18 protein-coding genes and 1 pseudogene are annotated in these 16801 nt (G+C 67.1%); 9 read left to right on the top strand and 10 right to left on the bottom strand.

Annotated elements, in window-relative coordinates; translation table 11 throughout:
* Positions 1-26: 26 nt before the first annotated feature.
* The gene (locus tag QRM96_RS07370; protein WP_018763693.1) at positions 27-1145 is read right to left on the bottom strand and encodes a histidinol-phosphate transaminase; all 1119 of its coding nucleotides are present in this window, start codon (positions 1143-1145) and stop codon (positions 27-29) included.
* Between the two features lie 105 nt (positions 1146-1250).
* Here QRM96_RS07370 and QRM96_RS07365 point away from each other — a divergent pair, with 105 nt between their 5' ends.
* Both QRM96_RS07365 and QRM96_RS07360 read left to right on the top strand, forming a co-directional pair.
* The gene (locus tag QRM96_RS07365) at positions 1251-1676 is read left to right on the top strand and encodes a phage holin family protein (protein WP_285319034.1); all 426 of its coding nucleotides are present in this window, start codon (positions 1251-1253) and stop codon (positions 1674-1676) included.
* A 195-nt stretch (positions 1677-1871) separates the two neighbouring features.
* On the top strand, positions 1872-2771 hold the full coding sequence (locus QRM96_RS07360; RefSeq protein ID WP_231369934.1) for a glycoside hydrolase family 25 domain-containing protein: 900 nt from the start codon (positions 1872-1874) through the stop codon (positions 2769-2771).
* Position 2772: 1 nt separating this feature from the next.
* Here QRM96_RS07360 and QRM96_RS07355 read toward each other — a convergent pair whose 3' ends face one another.
* Positions 2773-4146, bottom strand: coding sequence for a hypothetical protein (locus QRM96_RS07355; RefSeq protein ID WP_285319031.1), 1374 nt, complete (start codon positions 4144-4146; stop codon positions 2773-2775).
* A complete protein-coding gene (locus QRM96_RS07350; RefSeq protein WP_109864191.1) occupies positions 4143-4448 on the bottom strand; it encodes a hypothetical protein in 306 nt (101 codons plus the stop codon). Before QRM96_RS07350 ends, QRM96_RS07355 begins: the two co-directional genes overlap by 4 nt.
* A 167-nt stretch (positions 4449-4615) precedes the next feature.
* Here QRM96_RS07350 and purB point away from each other — a divergent pair, with 167 nt between their 5' ends.
* Entirely contained in the window at positions 4616-6058 is a 1443-nt protein-coding gene (purB, locus tag QRM96_RS07345) for an adenylosuccinate lyase (protein WP_285319029.1), read from the top strand.
* Between the two features lie 142 nt (positions 6059-6200).
* Positions 6201-6878, top strand: a complete 678-nt coding sequence (locus QRM96_RS07340; protein ID WP_285319027.1) for a histidine phosphatase family protein — start codon at positions 6201-6203, stop codon at positions 6876-6878.
* Here QRM96_RS07340 and QRM96_RS07335 read toward each other — a convergent pair.
* From QRM96_RS07335 to QRM96_RS07325, 3 genes are all read right to left on the bottom strand, one after another.
* Complete coding sequence (locus QRM96_RS07335) at positions 6875-7807, bottom strand: serine/threonine-protein kinase (RefSeq protein ID WP_285319025.1); 933 nt, start codon at positions 7805-7807, stop codon at positions 6875-6877. The genes QRM96_RS07340 and QRM96_RS07335 overlap by 4 nt on opposite strands.
* Positions 7804-8091 carry a hypothetical protein gene (locus tag QRM96_RS07330; RefSeq protein ID WP_285319024.1) on the bottom strand — a complete coding sequence of 96 codons (288 nt, stop codon included), beginning with the start codon at positions 8089-8091 and terminating at the stop codon, positions 7804-7806. Before QRM96_RS07330 ends, QRM96_RS07335 begins: the two co-directional genes overlap by 4 nt.
* A 131-nt stretch (positions 8092-8222) precedes the next feature.
* A complete protein-coding gene (locus QRM96_RS07325) occupies positions 8223-8738 on the bottom strand; it encodes a MarR family winged helix-turn-helix transcriptional regulator (protein ID WP_018763702.1) in 516 nt (171 codons plus the stop codon).
* Positions 8739-8893: 155 nt separating this feature from the next.
* Between QRM96_RS07325 and QRM96_RS07320 the strand changes: the two genes are divergently transcribed.
* Entirely contained in the window at positions 8894-9397 is a 504-nt protein-coding gene (locus tag QRM96_RS07320) for a GNAT family N-acetyltransferase (protein ID WP_109044787.1), read from the top strand.
* A gap of 7 nt (positions 9398-9404) precedes the next feature.
* Positions 9405-9560, top strand: a pseudogene (locus QRM96_RS07315) (acyl-CoA thioesterase); the annotation flags it as partial.
* On the opposite strand, the gene QRM96_RS07310 reads toward QRM96_RS07315, so the two are convergent.
* Positions 9535-10575: an FAD-dependent monooxygenase gene (locus QRM96_RS07310; protein WP_285319021.1), complete on the bottom strand. Its 1041-nt coding sequence runs from the start codon at positions 10573-10575 to the stop codon at positions 9535-9537. The pseudogene QRM96_RS07315 and the gene QRM96_RS07310 sit on opposite strands and share 26 nt — an antisense overlap.
* A gap of 55 nt (positions 10576-10630) precedes the next feature.
* On the opposite strand from QRM96_RS07310, the gene QRM96_RS07305 reads away from it, so the two are divergent.
* Entirely contained in the window at positions 10631-11170 is a 540-nt protein-coding gene (locus QRM96_RS07305) for a TetR/AcrR family transcriptional regulator (RefSeq protein WP_018763706.1), read from the top strand.
* Between the two features lie 37 nt (positions 11171-11207).
* Here QRM96_RS07305 and QRM96_RS07300 read toward each other — a convergent pair whose 3' ends face one another.
* Together QRM96_RS07300 and QRM96_RS07295 are read right to left on the bottom strand one after the other, a co-directional pair.
* A complete protein-coding gene (locus QRM96_RS07300) occupies positions 11208-12395 on the bottom strand; it encodes a 4-hydroxybenzoate 3-monooxygenase (RefSeq protein ID WP_109044789.1) in 1188 nt (395 codons plus the stop codon).
* Positions 12396-12507: 112 nt separating this feature from the next.
* Positions 12508-13251 carry an IclR family transcriptional regulator gene (locus QRM96_RS07295; protein WP_109044861.1) on the bottom strand — a complete coding sequence of 248 codons (744 nt, stop codon included), beginning with the start codon at positions 13249-13251 and terminating at the stop codon, positions 12508-12510.
* 155 nt (positions 13252-13406) lie between these two features.
* On the opposite strand from QRM96_RS07295, the gene QRM96_RS07290 reads away from it, so the two are divergent.
* Positions 13407-14651, top strand: a complete 1245-nt coding sequence (locus QRM96_RS07290; protein ID WP_240617706.1) for an MFS transporter — start codon at positions 13407-13409, stop codon at positions 14649-14651.
* 49 nt (positions 14652-14700) lie between these two features.
* Here the strand turns inward: QRM96_RS07290 and QRM96_RS07285 are convergent, their stop codons facing one another.
* The gene (locus QRM96_RS07285) at positions 14701-15765 is read right to left on the bottom strand and encodes an FUSC family protein (RefSeq protein WP_133832365.1); all 1065 of its coding nucleotides are present in this window, start codon (positions 15763-15765) and stop codon (positions 14701-14703) included.
* A gap of 157 nt (positions 15766-15922) precedes the next feature.
* Between QRM96_RS07285 and QRM96_RS07280 the strand changes: the two genes are divergently transcribed.
* Positions 15923-16756 carry an ACT domain-containing protein gene (locus tag QRM96_RS07280; protein ID WP_109044791.1) on the top strand — a complete coding sequence of 278 codons (834 nt, stop codon included), beginning with the start codon at positions 15923-15925 and terminating at the stop codon, positions 16754-16756.
* The last annotated feature ends 45 nt before the right edge of the window (positions 16757-16801 follow it).

The following is a 16801-nucleotide window of genomic DNA, read 5'->3' as shown; positions in this document are numbered from 1 at the left end:
GTAGCGGAAGGGCTACTTGTTAAGTGCTAGGAACTGGCCGGTGCCTTTGTATAGTCGGCACACAACTGGAGGAAACGCGTGTTGGCTTCAGCCTCCCCGATACTTACCCTTACACCTTCGCCGGGAAACGCCCGCACGGAGAGGGCACGCGAGCCTGCCAGCTCCGCAAACGCAGCACTTTCGGCGCCGAGGGCCAGCCATACGAAGTTGCCCTGCGCATCGGGAATATCCCAGCCCAGATCCCGCAGGCCAGCGGTGACACGCTCCCTCTCGTCGACGAGCTTTTGTACCCTTTCCACAACCTGGCCATAGTTCTCGAGTGAAACAATGGCCGCACGCTCCGCAATTTGGGACACCGCAAAGGGCGTTGCTGCGATGCGAAGGTACTGGGTCAGCTGGGGACGGGACACGCTGTAGCCGACCCGGAGTCCTGCCAGGCCATGGGCCTTGGAGAACGTCCGGAGCACGACGACATTGGGGTATTTGCGGTAGAGGTCGATCCCGTCGACGGCGCCTGCCGCCCTGACGAACTCCTGGTAGGCCTCGTCGATCACCACCACCACATCGGCGGGAACGGACCGGATGAAGGCCTCAGTCTCGGCCGCCGTGAGGGCGGGCCCGGTGGGATTGTTGGGCGTGCAGAGGATGATGACCCTGGTGCGGGCTGTGACTGCAGCGGCCATGGCGTCCAGGTCATGCCGGCCGTCCGGCAGCACGGGGATGCGCACACTTTCCGCACCTGCAAGGCCGACGCTGATGGGGTAGGCCTCGAAAGACCGCCACGCATAGATCACCTCGTCGGCCTTGCCGTCCTCATTCTGACCGGCAAAGGCCGCAAGGATCTGGCCCAGGGCCCCCAGGCTTCCCGCGCCGGTCACGATGTCCTCGGCCGGTACGCCAAGGAATTTGGCAAGTGCTGCCCTCAGCTTGCTGCTCAGGGGATCCGGATACCGGTTGAAGTCATCCTGCCGGGCAATGGCCTCCAGCACCGCAGGAATCGGCGGCAGCGGGTTCTCGTTTGATGACAACTTATAGCTGGCCAGTCCGCTGACGGCGGCGGGCGGTTTTCCTGCGGCATAACGGGGCAGCCGGTCCAGCACCGGGCGCGGCGCTATTCCGCCTTCCCTGGTCTCAGATGAGGTCATGGTTCCAGCCTACTTCGCGGCTGCCGGGGGCACCCGGGAGGCAAACCCGGAAATCCACGCCCGCGCTGCAAGCCGGCGCCCCTGACCATGTGGAAGCATGGTGACATGGGTTCCTTCATCCTTCGCGTCATCGTCAACGCAGCAGCCCTCTGGGTGGCCAGTTGGATACTGCCGGGAATGGACATCTCAAGCACCGCGACGTCCGATGCGGCGGCACGGTCCGGGATATCGCAGGATACCGGCACCATCGGGATTGTCCTGGCCTATCTCTTCATCGGCCTCATCTTCGGGGTGGTCAACGCCTTCGTGCGGCCATTGGTAAGGCTCCTGGCCCTGCCCATCACCATCCTGACGCTTGGCCTGTTCGCCATCGTCATCAACGCCGCCATGCTCTACCTGACCGCATGGATCAGCAGTTACACCCCCGTACACCTCACCATTGATTCCTTCTTCTGGACCGCGGTGCTGGCCGCCATCATCATCTCCCTGGTCTCCATGGTGGCGGGCATCCTGCCGGGCCGCCGGCGCTGATTCCGGCCGTCCGGGACCTTCCCGCCCAAGTAGGAATACGCCCCGAACCAAGTACTCGGCAGGTGCGCGTCCTCTGAACCGCTCTGAAATTGCAGTACCGGCCACCCATGACCCGCGGGACCCGGCCTCCTAGGCTGCTGCCAGTTGGGCCGCCGTGCGGCCCGTTGCTGTCAGTTACTGGAACGGGGGCCATCAGTGAGGGCCATAAGAATCATGGTTGCCGCCTGCCTGCTGTTCGCCTGGCAGGCGGGCCCGGCACAAGGGGCAGTCACAGCAGGGGCCGCCCCTGCCGACGGAGCCGCGCTCGGCAACGACATCTCCTGGCCGCAATGCGGCGGCGACCTTCCCGGACCGCCGGCCTTTGCGATCGTGGGGGTCAACGGCGGGCGTCCGGACACGGTCAATCCCTGCCTGTCCGCCCAATTGGCCTGGGCGGAGCGCACCTCCGATGCCACCGCAGGAACTCCGGCGGCGGTGTACGTGAACACCGCCGCCACCGGGCCGGTGGAACCCTTGTGGTGGCCGGCGGGCAACACGTACCAGGGCAAGGACGTCGGGAACCCCTACGGAGTGTGCGACGGCTCGGCATCGCCGGCCTGCGCCTATGTCCACGGGTACGCCATGGCCCTCAATGACGTGGCGATCCTGAAGGAAGCGGGCGGCGGGGAGCGGCGTACGTGGTGGCTGGACGTTGAAACCGGAAACAGCTGGCTCTGGGACAAGGCCGCCAACGCCGCCGAACTGGAAGGCATGGCGGCGTACCTGCAAAGCGCGGGGGCAGAGGTGGGGATCTACTCCACGGCATATCAATTCGGCGAAATCGTCGGCGCCATCAATCCGGGAAGCAACCTCTCCGGGCTCAAGAGCTGGCTGGCGGGTGCGGAATCCACCTCCACGGCGCGGGAGCTGTGCGGGGAAGTACCCCTCACGCCAGGCGGCATGGTTGCCCTCACGCAGTTCACTGACGGGGACCTCGACTACAACTACCGGTGCCCCGGCGCGGCCCCCGCCCCCGCGGCTCCGCTGCCGGTCCCGCCGCCGGACCCGGCCCCGCTTGATGCCTACGCCGCGATGCACGCCGCCCAGATCGCGTGATTCAGCGGCCGCCGAGGTGTCGCTCCCTGGCGCGGGCATCAGGGGGAACCAGGGATGATGGCGCTTTTGCCCGGGTCAAGGAAAACCGCGTGGCAGTGGCAACCCCGCCTGCTCCCAAGACGCCGCCCAAAGCTGCGGTGGACCTGACAAGTGAGGGATCGCTGCTTGCCGAGACCAGCCGCGCACCTTCCTGGTAGCCGGCCAAGCCGTGGCCCAGCCCGAGGGCGCCCTCGCCCTGCACCTCACGGAGCGGGGTGTCGAGGGAGACGGTAACGCGATTGCGGGTTTCGGGGTTCGCCGCACCGTCCGCGCCCGGAACCCAATCGGCCTGGTGCTCCAGGTGCAGGGCCGAAATCTTTTCGTCAACGCTGATCCCCGCCACCGGCGACCCTGCCGTCAGCACATACCTCACGTCGTATTCCTGCCCAACCCGCGGGTCGGAGGCAAAGTTCATGGCGTGGATGCCACCCTGGCTGTATCCCACCGCCACCACGGGTGCTCCTGGTTCGGCCCCGGCGGCAGCCAGTGCCTGCAGCACGGCAGCGTTGATCTGCTCGGAGTCGTAGAGCATTCCCTCGGCGATGCCGGCCTCATCGAAAGGGTTTGAACCGCCGGCGTACTTTCCGGCGGACTGGGTACCCGGAATCACGACGACGAACGTCTTTTGACCGCCGTTATCGACCTGGATGACCTCGATAAAACCGGCCCCGCGGGCATCGATGAGGCGGATCTGTTCCAGGAGACCGGCCGGTGAGGTATCAAGGTCAACACGCACTGATTCCTCCTGCCGAACAGAGATGGCCCGTGGAACCGCGTTCCCGGCAAAGAGCTTCAGGACCAGGTCCCTGGCATGGGGCGCATTATCGATGCCCTTTTGCATTTCCGGCGCCCCAAGTCCCAGGCCCACAATGATCGATTCCATCGCGGAACGGTCCACCGCGCGGGCTTGGGTCATGAGTTCGAGGGAAGGTCCGGCGTCGCTGGACCAGTTGATACCAATCCGCCGGCCCGCTGCGGCCCAGTGCTCGGCGTCAGCGTAGTCACGCACGCAGGCCCGAACATGGGCGGCAAGTTCCTGCATCCCGCTGCGCACAGTGCGAAGCCGGAAGTGGCCTTCCCGCACAGCCCCCACGTGCGGCGCATCTGACCACGGGGGCTGATGGTCGAGCATGCAGAGGTCGTCCAGGACACGCCCCATCTCCACCTCCGCGTCCAGGAGATCTCCGGCAAGGTCATCAATCCTGCGTGCGCCGCTTGTCAGTTCCTCGAGCTGAACGCTGATGCCGCCGACCCCGCCGCGCACCGTCAGGTCCCCGTCCCTCGAGGAGCGGGACAGCCTGATGCCCTCGGAGCCGGGCGGAAAGTCTGTAGTCATCCCGGCCACCCCGAACCGGTGGGGAGCAGGGGAACCTGCTCGCCCGCACGGCGGCCCACCGCTTGCCTGGCATCCTCCAGCCACCTGACTGCCGAACGCAACGCGGCAGCCTGCACTGAAAGCGCATCCCGGTAGGCGCGGCCCGCCGGCGACTCCCAGGTGAGCAGCTGGGTGTCGCGGATACCTGCCAAGACCTGTTCCACCCGGCCCTCACAGCCCGCGATCCGGCCTGTCAGTTGCTGGAGCTCGCCGCCGGTGCGCTGCGCACTGCCCCAAATCCCCTCCGTCACATCGTTCCCCATGCCCTCTCCTACCCTGCCTTCCGGGCTCATCACGCCCCGCCCCACCACCTGCCATCCCAACGCTAGGAACACCGGCCGCCGCGCATAAGGGCCGCCGTCGGCTATGTGGACAAGTAACGTGAGCTGCCCGCTTAAGGCGCCGCCCGACTTCGTGAAAGAATCAACGCATGCCTGAAACTGCCGCCACAGCTGACACCCGTACGCCCTCAGGACGCCTGGCCCTCGCCGCGTCGCCGGAAAAAATCGCGCTCGGACCCCTCGACGGCCGCTACCAGCCCGCCGTCGCGCCCCTGGTCGATTACTTGTCAGAGGCAGCACTGAACCGGGACCGCGTGGCCGTTGAAGTGGAGTGGCTCATCCACCTGACCAGCAACAACGTCCTTCCCGGCGCCGGCCCGCTGAGCACGGAACAGCAGGAGCAGCTCCGTGCCGTCGTCACGGAGTTCGACGCCGCCTCGGTGGCCGAACTCGCAGAGATCGAGGCCGTTACGGTCCACGACGTGAAGGCTGTGGAGTACTACATCGGGCGCCGCCTGCCCGCCATCGGCATCGAAAACCTGACCGCCATGGTCCACTTCGGCTGCACGTCCGAGGACATCAACAACCTGTCCTACGCCCTCGGCGTGAAGGGTGCCGTGGAGGACGTGTGGCTCCCCGCTGCCCGCAAGCTCGTGGCGCAAATCAGGACCATGGCGGAGGAGAACCGCGCGGTTCCCATGCTGTCCCGCACGCACGGCCAGCCCGCCACCCCCACCACCCTGGGCAAGGAACTGGCTGTCATCGCGCACCGCCTGACCCGCCAGCTGGATCGGATTGCCAGGACCGAATACCTGGGCAAGATCAATGGCGCCACCGGCACCTACGCCGCCCATGTGGCCTCTGTCCCGGGTGCTGACTGGCAGCAGGTGTCCAAGTCCTTCGTTGAGGGTTTGGGCCTCACCTGGAACCCGCTGACCACCCAGATCGAAAGCCACGACTGGCAGGCCGAGCTGTACGCCGACGTCGCCCGCTTCAACCGGATCCTGCACAATGTCTGCACCGACATCTGGAGCTACATCTCCATCGGCTACTTCGCGCAGATCCCCGTCGCCGGCGCCACGGGCTCCTCCACCATGCCGCACAAGGTCAACCCCATCCGGTTCGAAAACGCTGAAGCCAACCTGGAGATCTCCTCCGGCCTGCTGGACGTCCTGGGTTCCACCCTGGTCACCTCCCGCTGGCAGCGCGACCTCACCGACTCCTCCAGCCAGCGCAACATCGGCGTCGCTTTCGGCCACTCCCTGCTTGCCATCTCGAACGTTGCCAAGGGCCTGGAGCGCCTGGACGTGGCCGAGGACGTGCTGGCAGGCGACCTGGACACCAACTGGGAAGTCCTGGGAGAGGCCATCCAGATGGTCATGCGCGCAGAGGCGATCGCCGGCGTCGAAGGCATGGAGAACCCGTACGAACGGCTGAAGGACCTCACGCGCGGCCACCGCGTGGACGCCGCCCGCATGCGGGAATTCGTGCAGGGCCTGGGCTTGTCCCCCGAGGCCGAGGCCCGGCTCCTGGACCTCACGCCCGGCAAGTACACCGGCATTGCGGACCAGCTGGTGGACCACCTGAAGTAAAGCCCACAGCAGGGCAGGAATGCACGACGGCGGCGCCGGGCCCGGGAGGGTCCGGCGCCGTCCGTGAATCCCGGCCCGCGTGCCGGCCTGCCGCTGCGGCGCAGGTGAGAGCCGGTGTCCGATCGGGTGGGAAACTGGAATCATGAGGCTGCTCCTGATCCGACACGGCGAGACCCCCGGCAACGTCCTGGGCCAACTGGACACCGACCACCCCGGTCCTGGATTGACCGAACTGGGTGAACGCCAGGCCGAGGCCATGGCACGGGCCCTGGCCAACGAGCGGATCGGGGCGCTCTACGCCTCCACGCTGATCCGGACGCAGATCACCGCGGCCCCGCTGGCCCGGCTGCATTCCCTGGACATTGAAGTCCTGGACGGCCTGCATGAAATCGAGGCAGGCTCCCTGGAGAAGCTCACGGACCACGAATCGCACAAGCGCTACATGGGGACCGTTATCTCCTGGGCCGCCGGGAACCTGGACCAGCGCATGCCGGCGGGACCCGACGGCCATGCCTTCTTCGACCGCTTCGACGCTGCCATCGCGAACGTGGTGGAGCGGGCGGTGCGGGACCGGCACGGCACGGCGGCCGTCGTCAGCCACGGCGCCGCGATCCGTACGTGGACGGGGCTGCGGGCCCGGGGTGCAGGACACGAGTTTGCGGCCCGGCACATCCTGGCAAACACCGGAATCGTGGCGGTCGAGGGGAGCCTGGATGGCGGGTGGAACCTGATCCACTGGGACGGCAGCCCCGTAGGCGGCCTTGCCTTGGCCGACCCGACGGCAGAAGATCCGACCGGCCGGGACGTCACGGCTCCCTAGAGCTGCTGCCGGTGCCGGCGGCCGGGGAAGATCCGCCGCGTCCTGCACGGACTGCCCTGGCTGCCCCGCGGAACCGCGGGGACAAGCCGGGCTGCCATTGCGGCTGCGTCCGCCGCCGCCGGCCTCTGCGTGGCGTCCATCGCAGTCAGTGCGCGCAACAGGACGCCCCAGTCGCCCAGGTGGTCCGGGACCTTCGGGGACCTCAGGGTCCGGGCCACGAGGGACTCGATTGCCGTCCCTGGGAACGCCTTGGTCCCGGTGAGGAGTTCCAGGAGGACCAGGCCCAGGGCATAAACATCCCACGACGGGTCCGCTACGTGGCCGGAAGCCTGCTCCGGACTCATGTAATGCACAGTCCCGGAGGAGATGCCCGGTTCGGGGGCAGAACCCGCAGGCGCGGCAATCCCGAAATCGATAATCCGCACCGGACTCCTCCGCAGGCCGCTCAACATCAGGTTGGCCGGTTTGATGTCGCGGTGCACCAGTCCCCTGGAATGAAGGTGCGCCAGCGCACCGAAGAGACCGCGCGCCCACACGGCAATATCTGCCTGGGGCATGCTCCGCATCCGGATGGCCTCCGCGAGGCTTGTCCCGAGCGCCAGTTCTTCGATCAGGAAGGCATGCCCGGCGGAAGGACCACCGGCAGGCATGACGCCTCCGGCAATAAACCTCACGATGGAGGGGTGGTCCAGCCCGGCCAGGACCGCCGCCTCATTGTGGATCCGCTGCTGGTGCTTCCGGTGTCCTGCTGTGGCAATCTTGACGGCGGCATCGGGGCCGCCTTCCAGGTCAACGGCCCGGAACACCTCGGCAGCGGATCCGCGACCCAGCCTTTCGCCAATCCGGTACCGCCCGGCCAACACGACGCCTGCGGCCGGATTGGGGGGCTGCTGCACTGCCGCGGGCAGCACCGTCCCGACGGCGGTCATGCCGGCAGGACAGCTGAGGAGGATCCCTGGCGGGAGGCGCCCGCTGATCGTTTGCGGTCACCGCCCGCAGGCCACGCATCGAGCTGGAACCCGCAGCCGCAGCGCCACACGGGCGGAAGTTCAATGCTGTTGCTGTCAGCCGGCGCGAACGTGTAGCTGGCGCCCTCGGATCCCACAGCGGGAGTGACCAGCTGCATTGCAGTACCGCAGTGGATCGCGGACTTTCCCTGCGGCGCGGGATTGCCGTCCAGGGAGGGTCGCACCAGGCGGGGACTCGTCAGCATTGCCGCATCATCGCAGGGATCAGGCGGTGAAATTTCGGTGAAAGTAACCAACTCACTCACGACTCCGTTGGGAAGCAGCTTCGGGGAACAATCGTAAGCTTACATATAACTAGTTGATCTAGCTAGTCCGCCTAGCTAATCTTCTTTGCTTCCCCGTCATGCGCAGCAAGGGCGTCCGTCATCCGCTGCAGGAAATCAACCACGATGCGCGCATCCTCGGCAGAGAGGCTTTCCGCCACGGACATCATTCGGCGATGCATGGCCCCCAGCGTTTCGCGGACTTCCTTATCCGATTCCCCGGTGGCGATGACCACCACAGAGCGCCGGTCGGTGGGGTGCGGTTCACGCCGGACATGGCCGCTGGCAACCAGCCGGTCGATCAGCGACGTCGTGGAAGCGCTCGTAATATTGAGGAACTGGCTCAGGTCCTTGGGCACCGCCTGCTTGCCGGACGCCTGCACCCGCAATAGGTACCGCAGGGCGAGAATGTCCGTTTCGCCCATGCCCATGGAATCCCTGGTGGTACGGCGGATTTCCGTCTCCGCCGACCGGTAGTCGCGGAGCGACTTCAAAACCGCTGCGCTATAGTCCAGCTGCCCGTCAGGCCCGTACCAGTAGCCGGAGCCCTCATTGCCCGTAGAAACCATGGAATCATTTTAGACCAACTGATAACTAGCCTGCCAAGCAACTTACGGATACGCAGCGGAATGGCGTTATCCAGGTGCTTACCGTTAGGAAACACCCGCGTAATCCCGGACACCTAGCCTTGTCAGGCATACCCCTCCGGCGAATCGAGGCAGATATGCAGACAAACCCCAGGCTGAACATCAGGCAGGTCCCCTGGTCCAATCCCGTGGGCGCTGATCTTCGCCGCGCCCAGCAGGCCGAACTCGACGCCCGCTTTGGCCGGCCGGACCACGAACCCGGCCCGCCGCCGTCGGGCGCCGACTGCGCCGTCTTCCTGGTGGCCTATGACAAGGGCTCGGGACAGCCCGTGGGCTGCGGCGGGCTGCGGCTCCTGGACGGATCGACGGCGGAGATCAAAAGGCTCTACGTCCTGCCCTACACGCGCGGTTCGGGCGTCGCCAGCTCCATCCTGGCGGCCCTGGAGGCAGAGGCCTTCAAGCAGGGCATCACGCGCATCAAGGCGGAAGCCGGCTCGGCCCAGCCCGACGGAAGGAATTTCTACGAAAATTCCGGCTTTGAGGCGATTCCAAATTTTGGGCCCTATATCGGGGTGCAGCACTCTTACTGCTACGCCAAGAGCATCAACGCCCGCAGCGCCGCCCACACGGCCATGGCCTAGGACCGGCATGATCACCATGCAAGCCGTCCTCACCATCGAGGAGATCGCCTCCGTCAACCTGAACGCATCCGGCAAACCCGCACCGCACGGTTACACGGAGACCACCTACGACCGCAACCGGATCCCCACCCACCGCCTCACGGATACGCTGCAGCAGGACTGAGCCGGGCGGCGAGGTTGAGCAGGCGGTCCCGGAAGGGTTGGGCACCGTCCGCCAGAGCCACCTTCATCATCGCCGCGGACCCTAGGCTAAGGGCGCGCGTCCGCAGCCGGCGCTGCCGGTCGTAGGCGGCGAGCGCCTTTTCCCGCGGCAGGCTGTTCAGCAGATCCGCCAGGACCACGGCGTCCACCAGCGATTCACAGGCGCCCCGGCCGAGGTTGGGCGTCATGGCATGCGCCGCGTCCCCTACCAGCACCGCCGCACCGCTGACATAGGACCGCAATGGGGGCACAGTCCAGATCCTTTGGGCCAACGAAAGCTCCGGACTCGCGGCGGCCAGCACCTGCCGGATGGCGGGTGCGTGGTCCGCAAAGCGCCGCCTGGCCTGCGTGAGCGCCTCTTCCACGTCGATTCCCGTGGGGCCGAGCGTTGACCGCCAGCTCCCGTACCAGTTGGTTCCCCCGGGGGCGGCGGCAATGCCGAACAGGTCGCCCCGCCCCCAATACTCCCCCACCTCGCCGGCTTCTACCGGGGACGGAATGGTGCCGCGGACAGCGAGGGCGGAAGTCAGCCTGGCATCCGATGCAGTGCCCCACACTTCGCGGCGGACCACGCTGTGCACCCCGTCGGCACCCACCAGCAGCCCGTCCACCGGAGGCAATTGCCGCACATGGGAAGCCACCCTGCGGACGGTTCCGGGCACGGCTCCATCCAGCAGCCGCAACAGGTCCACCCGGGAAATGCCGAACAACTCCCCGCCCCGGACGGTGACCCAGGGCTTGCCTGCGGCATTGCGGATGGACCCGTTTCCCAGCACCGGGCTGACCGCACGCGCCCCGGCCAGGACCCCCACCCGCGCCAGCGCACGCTGCGCATTGGGCCACATGGCCAGCACGGTGCCCACCGTGGGCAGTTCGGGGCGTTTCTCGAAAATGGACACGTCATAGCGTGAAGGGTCCAGGCTGGCCGCCAGGGCCAGGCCCGCGATGCCGCCGCCCACGATCGAGATCGCTTCCATGCAGGCAATTTTACTACTTTTGTAGTGGCATGGAAGAGGCACTTACACTGGGCGCATGCCTGACCGCCGCACGGAACTGATGGATGCCGCCCTGGGGGTGGTTGCGAACAAGGGAATGAAAGGCCTGACCCATCGCGCCGTCGACGCCGCCGCCGGACTCCCGGAAGGCACCACGTCCAACTACTTCCGGAGCCGGGCAGCCCTCGTGGAGGCCGCGCTGGACCGCCTCCTGCAGCTTGACGCCGGACTGCTGCGGGAGGCCGGTCCGGCCGGACCGCCGCCGGGCATTCCGGAACTGGCGGACCAGCTGGCCGCCATGGTGCTCGCCCTGGCCCGGCAGCACGCCGGCCTTACGCGGGCGCGGCTGGCCCTTTCGCTGGACCGGCCCGAGGCGGTGACCGCCGGCCACTACCTGCTGGTGGGCGGGTTGGAGCAGGCCCTGGATGGCTTGGGAGTGGCGGGCGCAGCAAGGCGGGCGCAGGACGTCGCCGACTACGCCGATGGCCTGTTGCTCCACCTGCTCACCGTCCGCCGGGACCAGCAGCCCGACGTGGCCGCAACCGCAGCGGCGATCCGCCGCCTGCTGGCCCCGTAAAGCGGGCCCGGCAGTCCGTCGTCGTCCTCCCTGGCCCCTAGGACGCGCCGGGCCAGCCTGTGTACGCCTCGGCAAGGTAGGCCATGCCGTGCCGCGATGAAACCACGGAATTCAGTTCGCCAAGCTGGCGGGCCCGGGAGAAGTCGTCGGCGTCCGCGGGGGTGTGCAGCATGGTGGTCATCCAGTACGAGAACTGCTGCGCCTTCCAGACCCGGTCCAGGGCGCGGTCGCTGTAGGTGTCCAGCAGGTGTCCCGATCCGGAGTTGTAGTGGCTGTCCAGCCCCTCGAAGAGGACCTTGACGTCGTTGATGGCCAGGTTCAGGCCCTTGGCTCCGGTGGGCGGCACAGTGTGTGCGGCATCCCCGGCGAGGAACAGGTTGCCGTGGCGCATGGGGGTGTGGACGAAGCTGCGGAACGGAAGGACCATCTTCTCGATGACCGGGCCCTCCTTGAGCTCGAAGCCGTTCCCGTTGACGCGGCTCCGGAATTCGGCCCAGATCCGGTCATCGTCCCACTCCGCCACGTTCTCCTTGGGATCACACTGGAAATACATCCGCTGGACCGTCTCCGTACGCTGGCTGATCAGGGCGAAGCCGTTGGCCGAGTTGGCGTAGATCAGTTCGTCGGAACTGCGGGGAGCCTCGGCCAGGATGCCGAACCATGCGAACGGGTACTCGTGGAAGTACCACTTGCGGTGGGCCTCCGGGATCTGGAACCGGCAGTGGCTGCGGGAGCCGTCGGCACCCACCAGGAAATCCGCCTGGATCTCGAATTCAACGCCTTCGGCGTCGGTAAACCAGACCTTCGGGCTGCCTTCCAGGTCATGGACGGAGGTGTCGGTGACGCTGAAGCGGACGTCGCCGCCGTCGTCCTTCCTCCGCGCGGCGAGGTCGAGGAAGACGTCCGTCTGCGGGTAGAGCCAGACGGACTCGCCCACGAGGTCCTTGAAGTCGACGCGGTGGCTCTCGCCGTTGAACCGCAGTTCGATGCCATCGTGCCGGTCGCCCTCGCGCAGCACACGGTCCGAAACCCCGCTGTCCACCAGCAGATTCACAGTGCCGTGCTCCAGGATTCCGGCGCGGACGGTGTGGGCGATCTCCTCGTGGCTGCGGACCTCAATGACCGTTGACTCGATGCCTGCCTTCGCCAGGAGATGGGACAGCATCAGCCCTGCCGGACCGCCTCCCATGATGGCCACTTGGGTGGTGATGGTTTTTCGTGCCATGGCTGCGTCTCGCTTCGCTGCGGGTCCCGCCACGGGCGGCACCGGATCGTTTGTCTGCCATCAGTGTGGGGGAAGCCGGGTGACCGGCGTTACAGAAATTCCGTTGAATGGCTCAGGCGTCGGCAAGTTGCCGGGCGATGCCCCGGGCAGCCGTTTGCAGGGCCGGAACCAGTGCCTGCAGGCGCATCTCCTGCAGGGGCACCACGACACCCAGTGAGGCTACGGCCCGCTGCCGGCGGTCCAGCACGGGCACCGCGATTCCCCAGGTGCCCGCATCCACTACGCCTTTCAGTTGCGCAAAGCCCTGATGGGCGGCCTCGGCCAGCAGCGCCCGCACGTCGGCCGCAGCCAGCCTTCCCTCGGGATCGGTGAACTGGCCCAGGTACTCCTGCTGCATGGCCTTGTCCTGGTGGGCCATCAGTGCCAGTCCGGCGGACGAGATATGGATGGGCATCCTCCCCGCCACCTGGGCCCGGTTGGCCACCGAGCCGCGCCGTGACAGGCGCTCCACAAAGAGGGCCTCCCAGCCATCGAGCACTGCCAGGTTCACGTTTTGGTTCAGCACCTGCTGGATGTCCTCCATGAACGGCATGGCTGCCTGCCGGAGCGCCAGCGCCGGCGAGGCACGGTTCACCAGTTCCCACAGCCGGAGTCCAGGCCGCACCATCCCGCCGGGAGCAGTCTCCAGCAGTCCGTGACCTGCCAGCTGGCCCACCAGCCGGTGGGTGGTGGTCAGCGGAAGGCCTGCCCGGCCGGCAAGGTCAGACAACTGGAGGGCATTGACATCCTGGGGAAACGCGGAGATCAGCCGCACGATCCGGTCCACCACGGAGTCGCCGGACGGGGAGTTGGCCAGCGTGACCACCTGCTTCCATTGAATGGGAAAAGTTGTCCCAGATTACACCCGATAGTGATACAAACCTCACTGGGGATGCGGGCAATGCCGCCCACCCACGACCGGCAAAGCAGCCTGCCGCTCAAAACTCCTGGAAGATACACCGAGGTATTTCTATGTCATTTGCGCCATCCCAGCACCGTTCCACGTGGCCGGTCTGGCTTTGCTGGCTGGCCATGGTTCTGGACGGTTTTGACCTGGTGGTTTTGGGCACGGTCATTCCCACACTCATCAAGACCCATGACCTTGGCTTCGACGCGGTGGGCGCCACCTTGGCCGCCACAATCTCACTGGTGGGGGTTGGCGCCGGTGCCCTGTTCATCGCCCCGCTGTCCGACCGCTTTGGCCGGCGCCGCCTCCTGGTGGCCTGCGTCCTGTGGTTTTCGATCTTCACCATCGCCGTGGTGTTCGCACCCAACGTGGCGGTGTTCTGCGCCTTCCGGCTTCTTGCCGGGCTGGGACTGGGCGCCTGCCTCCCGGCCGCCTTGGCCTACATGAACGACTACGCCCCGGCAGGTACCGCCGGAAAGTCGACCACCCGGACCATGACCGGCTACCACGCCGGCGCTGTGGCCACGGCCTTCCTTGCCCTGCTGCTGATCCCGGACTGGCGGATGATGTTCATCGTGGGCGGACTCGCAGGCTTCGCCCTGGCACCCTTCCTGTGGTTCAAGCTCCCCGAAACCCTTCCCCCGGCTGAGGCAGGAACCGAACCGGCCGCAGCCCGCACCGGTTTCCGGGACCTGGCACGGAAGCCCTACCCACTGGTGGCGCTGGCCATCGCCGCGGCGTCCTTCATGGGGTTGCTCCTGGTCTACGGCCTGAACACCTGGCTTCCGCAGCTGATGGCCGGCGCCGGGTACACCGTCAGCACCGGCCTGGTCCTCCTGCTGGTCCTCAACGTGGGGGCCGTGGTGGGCCTGGTGATCGCAGGGATCCTGGCCGACAAGCACGGCACCAAGCGTGTGGTGCTGCTGTGGTTCGGACTCTCTGCGGTTTTCCTGGCTGTCCTGAGCGTCAAGATCCAGAATGAACTGCTGCTCAACGCGGCAGTCTTTGTCACCGGCGTGTTCGTCTTCAGCGCACAGGTACTGGTCTACGCATGGGTCAGCCAGCTGTTCCCGGCAACCCTCCGTGCTACAGCCCTCGGCTTCGCCGCCGGCGTGGGCCGGCTCGGCGCGATCATGGGCCCTGCCGTCACCGGCACGCTGGTGGCTGCCAACATCGCCTATCCCTGGGGCTTCTACGTCTTTGCGGCTGCTGCCGCGATTGCCGTGGTGGCGCTGGTGACGGTGCCGCACGCCATCGCTGCGGTCCGGGCAGAAGCGGTCCCGGAAGCATCAGCCACCGAACGTCCGTAACGCGTCACCGTCCGCCCCTGCCCCTGGTGCAGGGGCAGGCACAAGGCGGTCAGGCCGTCGTCGAACGCTGCCTGAGGCGGCGCCACGCGCCGGGCGCCAGCACCACGGCAATGCCGACGGCGGCACCGATGACGGTTTCGATGATGCGGTCGCGCAGCAAGAGGGTTGGCGACGCCGGGACCACCAGCAGCGTTGACACCAGCGCCAGGGGCGTAACGAAAACCTGGGCCAGCAGGTACTGGCGGAGGATGAACATTTCGGCGCCGAACTGGCACAGCGCCATGACGAGCACGGTCTGCCAGGGTTGCAGGCCGAGCAGCAGGACGGCGGCCAGCACCGCGAGGCCCAGGACGGTGCCGATGATCCTTTGGATGCCCCGGCGGACCCGGTGCCGCGTGGAGTGGCCCACCAGGGGCACCACCGCCGCCACCATGGCCCAATAGTTGTGGCCGAATCCCAGGCGGCTGCCGGCCCATGTGGCCAGTGACCCGGCAAGTCCGGCGGCCACCAGGTAACCGAAGCCTTCAAGCCGGGCCGCACGCTTCTCAGCGGGGGTACGGCGGATCGGGGCCGGCCGGGTCCAGGGGGTCCGGTGGCTGGGAAGGATCCGGGCCGAGAAGCCGATGAGCAGGGCGAACACGGTGGTGAGGACGGCCACCAGCATCCCCTGCCACAGCGGCGGCTGGTTGGGAATGGAAGCGATGGCGGCAAAGGCGAAAATGTGGAAGAGGGACCCGGCGGGGCGAAGCCGCAACCAGGAAATAGCCACCGAGCAGGCCCCGGCAACCAGGGTGGTGGCCAGGACCAGCAGCCAGGTGGTGGTGGCGCGTTCAAGACCCCAGGCGGATTCCATTCGTGCGGCGAGCGCCGCCAGGAAGATCACCAGCAACATCAGCAGTCCGGCCCGCAACTGCAGCACGAACCGGACCGCGTGCGGCTCGCCGCGGCCGTAGATGCCCGTGAACGCCCCGAAGGACGCGAAGATTGCCAGGTCCAGCCGGCCCAGGAGCACCAAGGTAATCAGCGGCACGAACACACCGACAGCGCACCTCAAGGCAGGATGGTGGTCCTTGTTGCCGGGACCAATGCTGAACATCTCGGCAAACAACTTCACGTGGGCAGCGCCTTCCTTGGGGGTGGATTCTGACGGGCGGCCGCGCTGACGTTCCTGATAAATCCTACGGTGCGGGACCCGGAAGGCCCCTGGCACGTTCCCATGAATGGAATCAGGAGGCAACGCGGCGGAAACAGCACCCGGTGATGCTTGAGTCATGAAGCGCCCTCCGCACAACACGCCCGCGGCCGACCTGAGCTGCGAGGTCTGCGGCCGGATGCCCGAGCCGCCCAAGGCGCGGCTCACCGTTGCCAACGTGGCCGTAATGCTGCCCATCGAGCTGCTGGTCCACGCCCTGGTGGTGGAGACCCACCTTCCCTACGTGGCCAAGGTCCTGGTGCTGACCCTGACTGCCACAGTCCTGGTGATTTGGGTGGCCGAACCGTCGGCGGCGAGGATCCTGCGCAGCTGGCTCCATGCGCCGGCACTGCGGCACCGCCGCCAGCTGGCGGCGGCCCCGTCGCTGTGGCGGGCACGGACACTGCTGGCGGACCAGCCCGGTTCGCTGCAAAGGATGACCCGGGCACTGGCCCGGCTGGATGCCAACATCCTGGGCCTGCACGTGCACCCCGCCCCGGCCGGCGTCCTGGACGAGTTCGTCCTCGCGGTCCCGGGCGAGGTGGGCGAGCGCGAGCTGCTGGCAGCCCTGCACGACGGCGGCGGCAGCCGTCCGCACGTATGGCCCACCACGTCCCTGGCGATGGCGGACGGGCAGACGAAGGCGCTCAGCCTCGCGGCGCGGATCGCTGCCGCGCCGGACGAACTCCCCTTGGCGGTGGCCGAGCTGCTGCATGCGCAGATCGTGCCGCCACAGGACGCCGGGTCACCGGCCGACGACGGGACGCGCCTGAAGATCCCCACGGCCTGGCAGGGGCCCATCACCTTTTCCCGGCCGGGTGAGCCGTTCACTCCGGCCGAATCCGCACGGGCCCACCGCCTCGCCGAGCTGGCCGAAACCCTGTCCCACCGCCCCGCGGGTTCCTCCCCCTAGTCGTCGAGACCGTGCGGGCACCAGTCACAATCCGTTCGGAGGAGC

It is taken from the genome of Pseudarthrobacter sp. lyk4-40-TYG-27 (assembly GCF_030209295.1).
Taxonomy (GTDB): Bacteria; Actinomycetota; Actinomycetes; order Actinomycetales; family Micrococcaceae; genus Arthrobacter.
The sequence above is the reverse complement of the archived record's forward strand: the minus strand, read 5'-3'. Positions and strand labels throughout refer to the sequence as shown.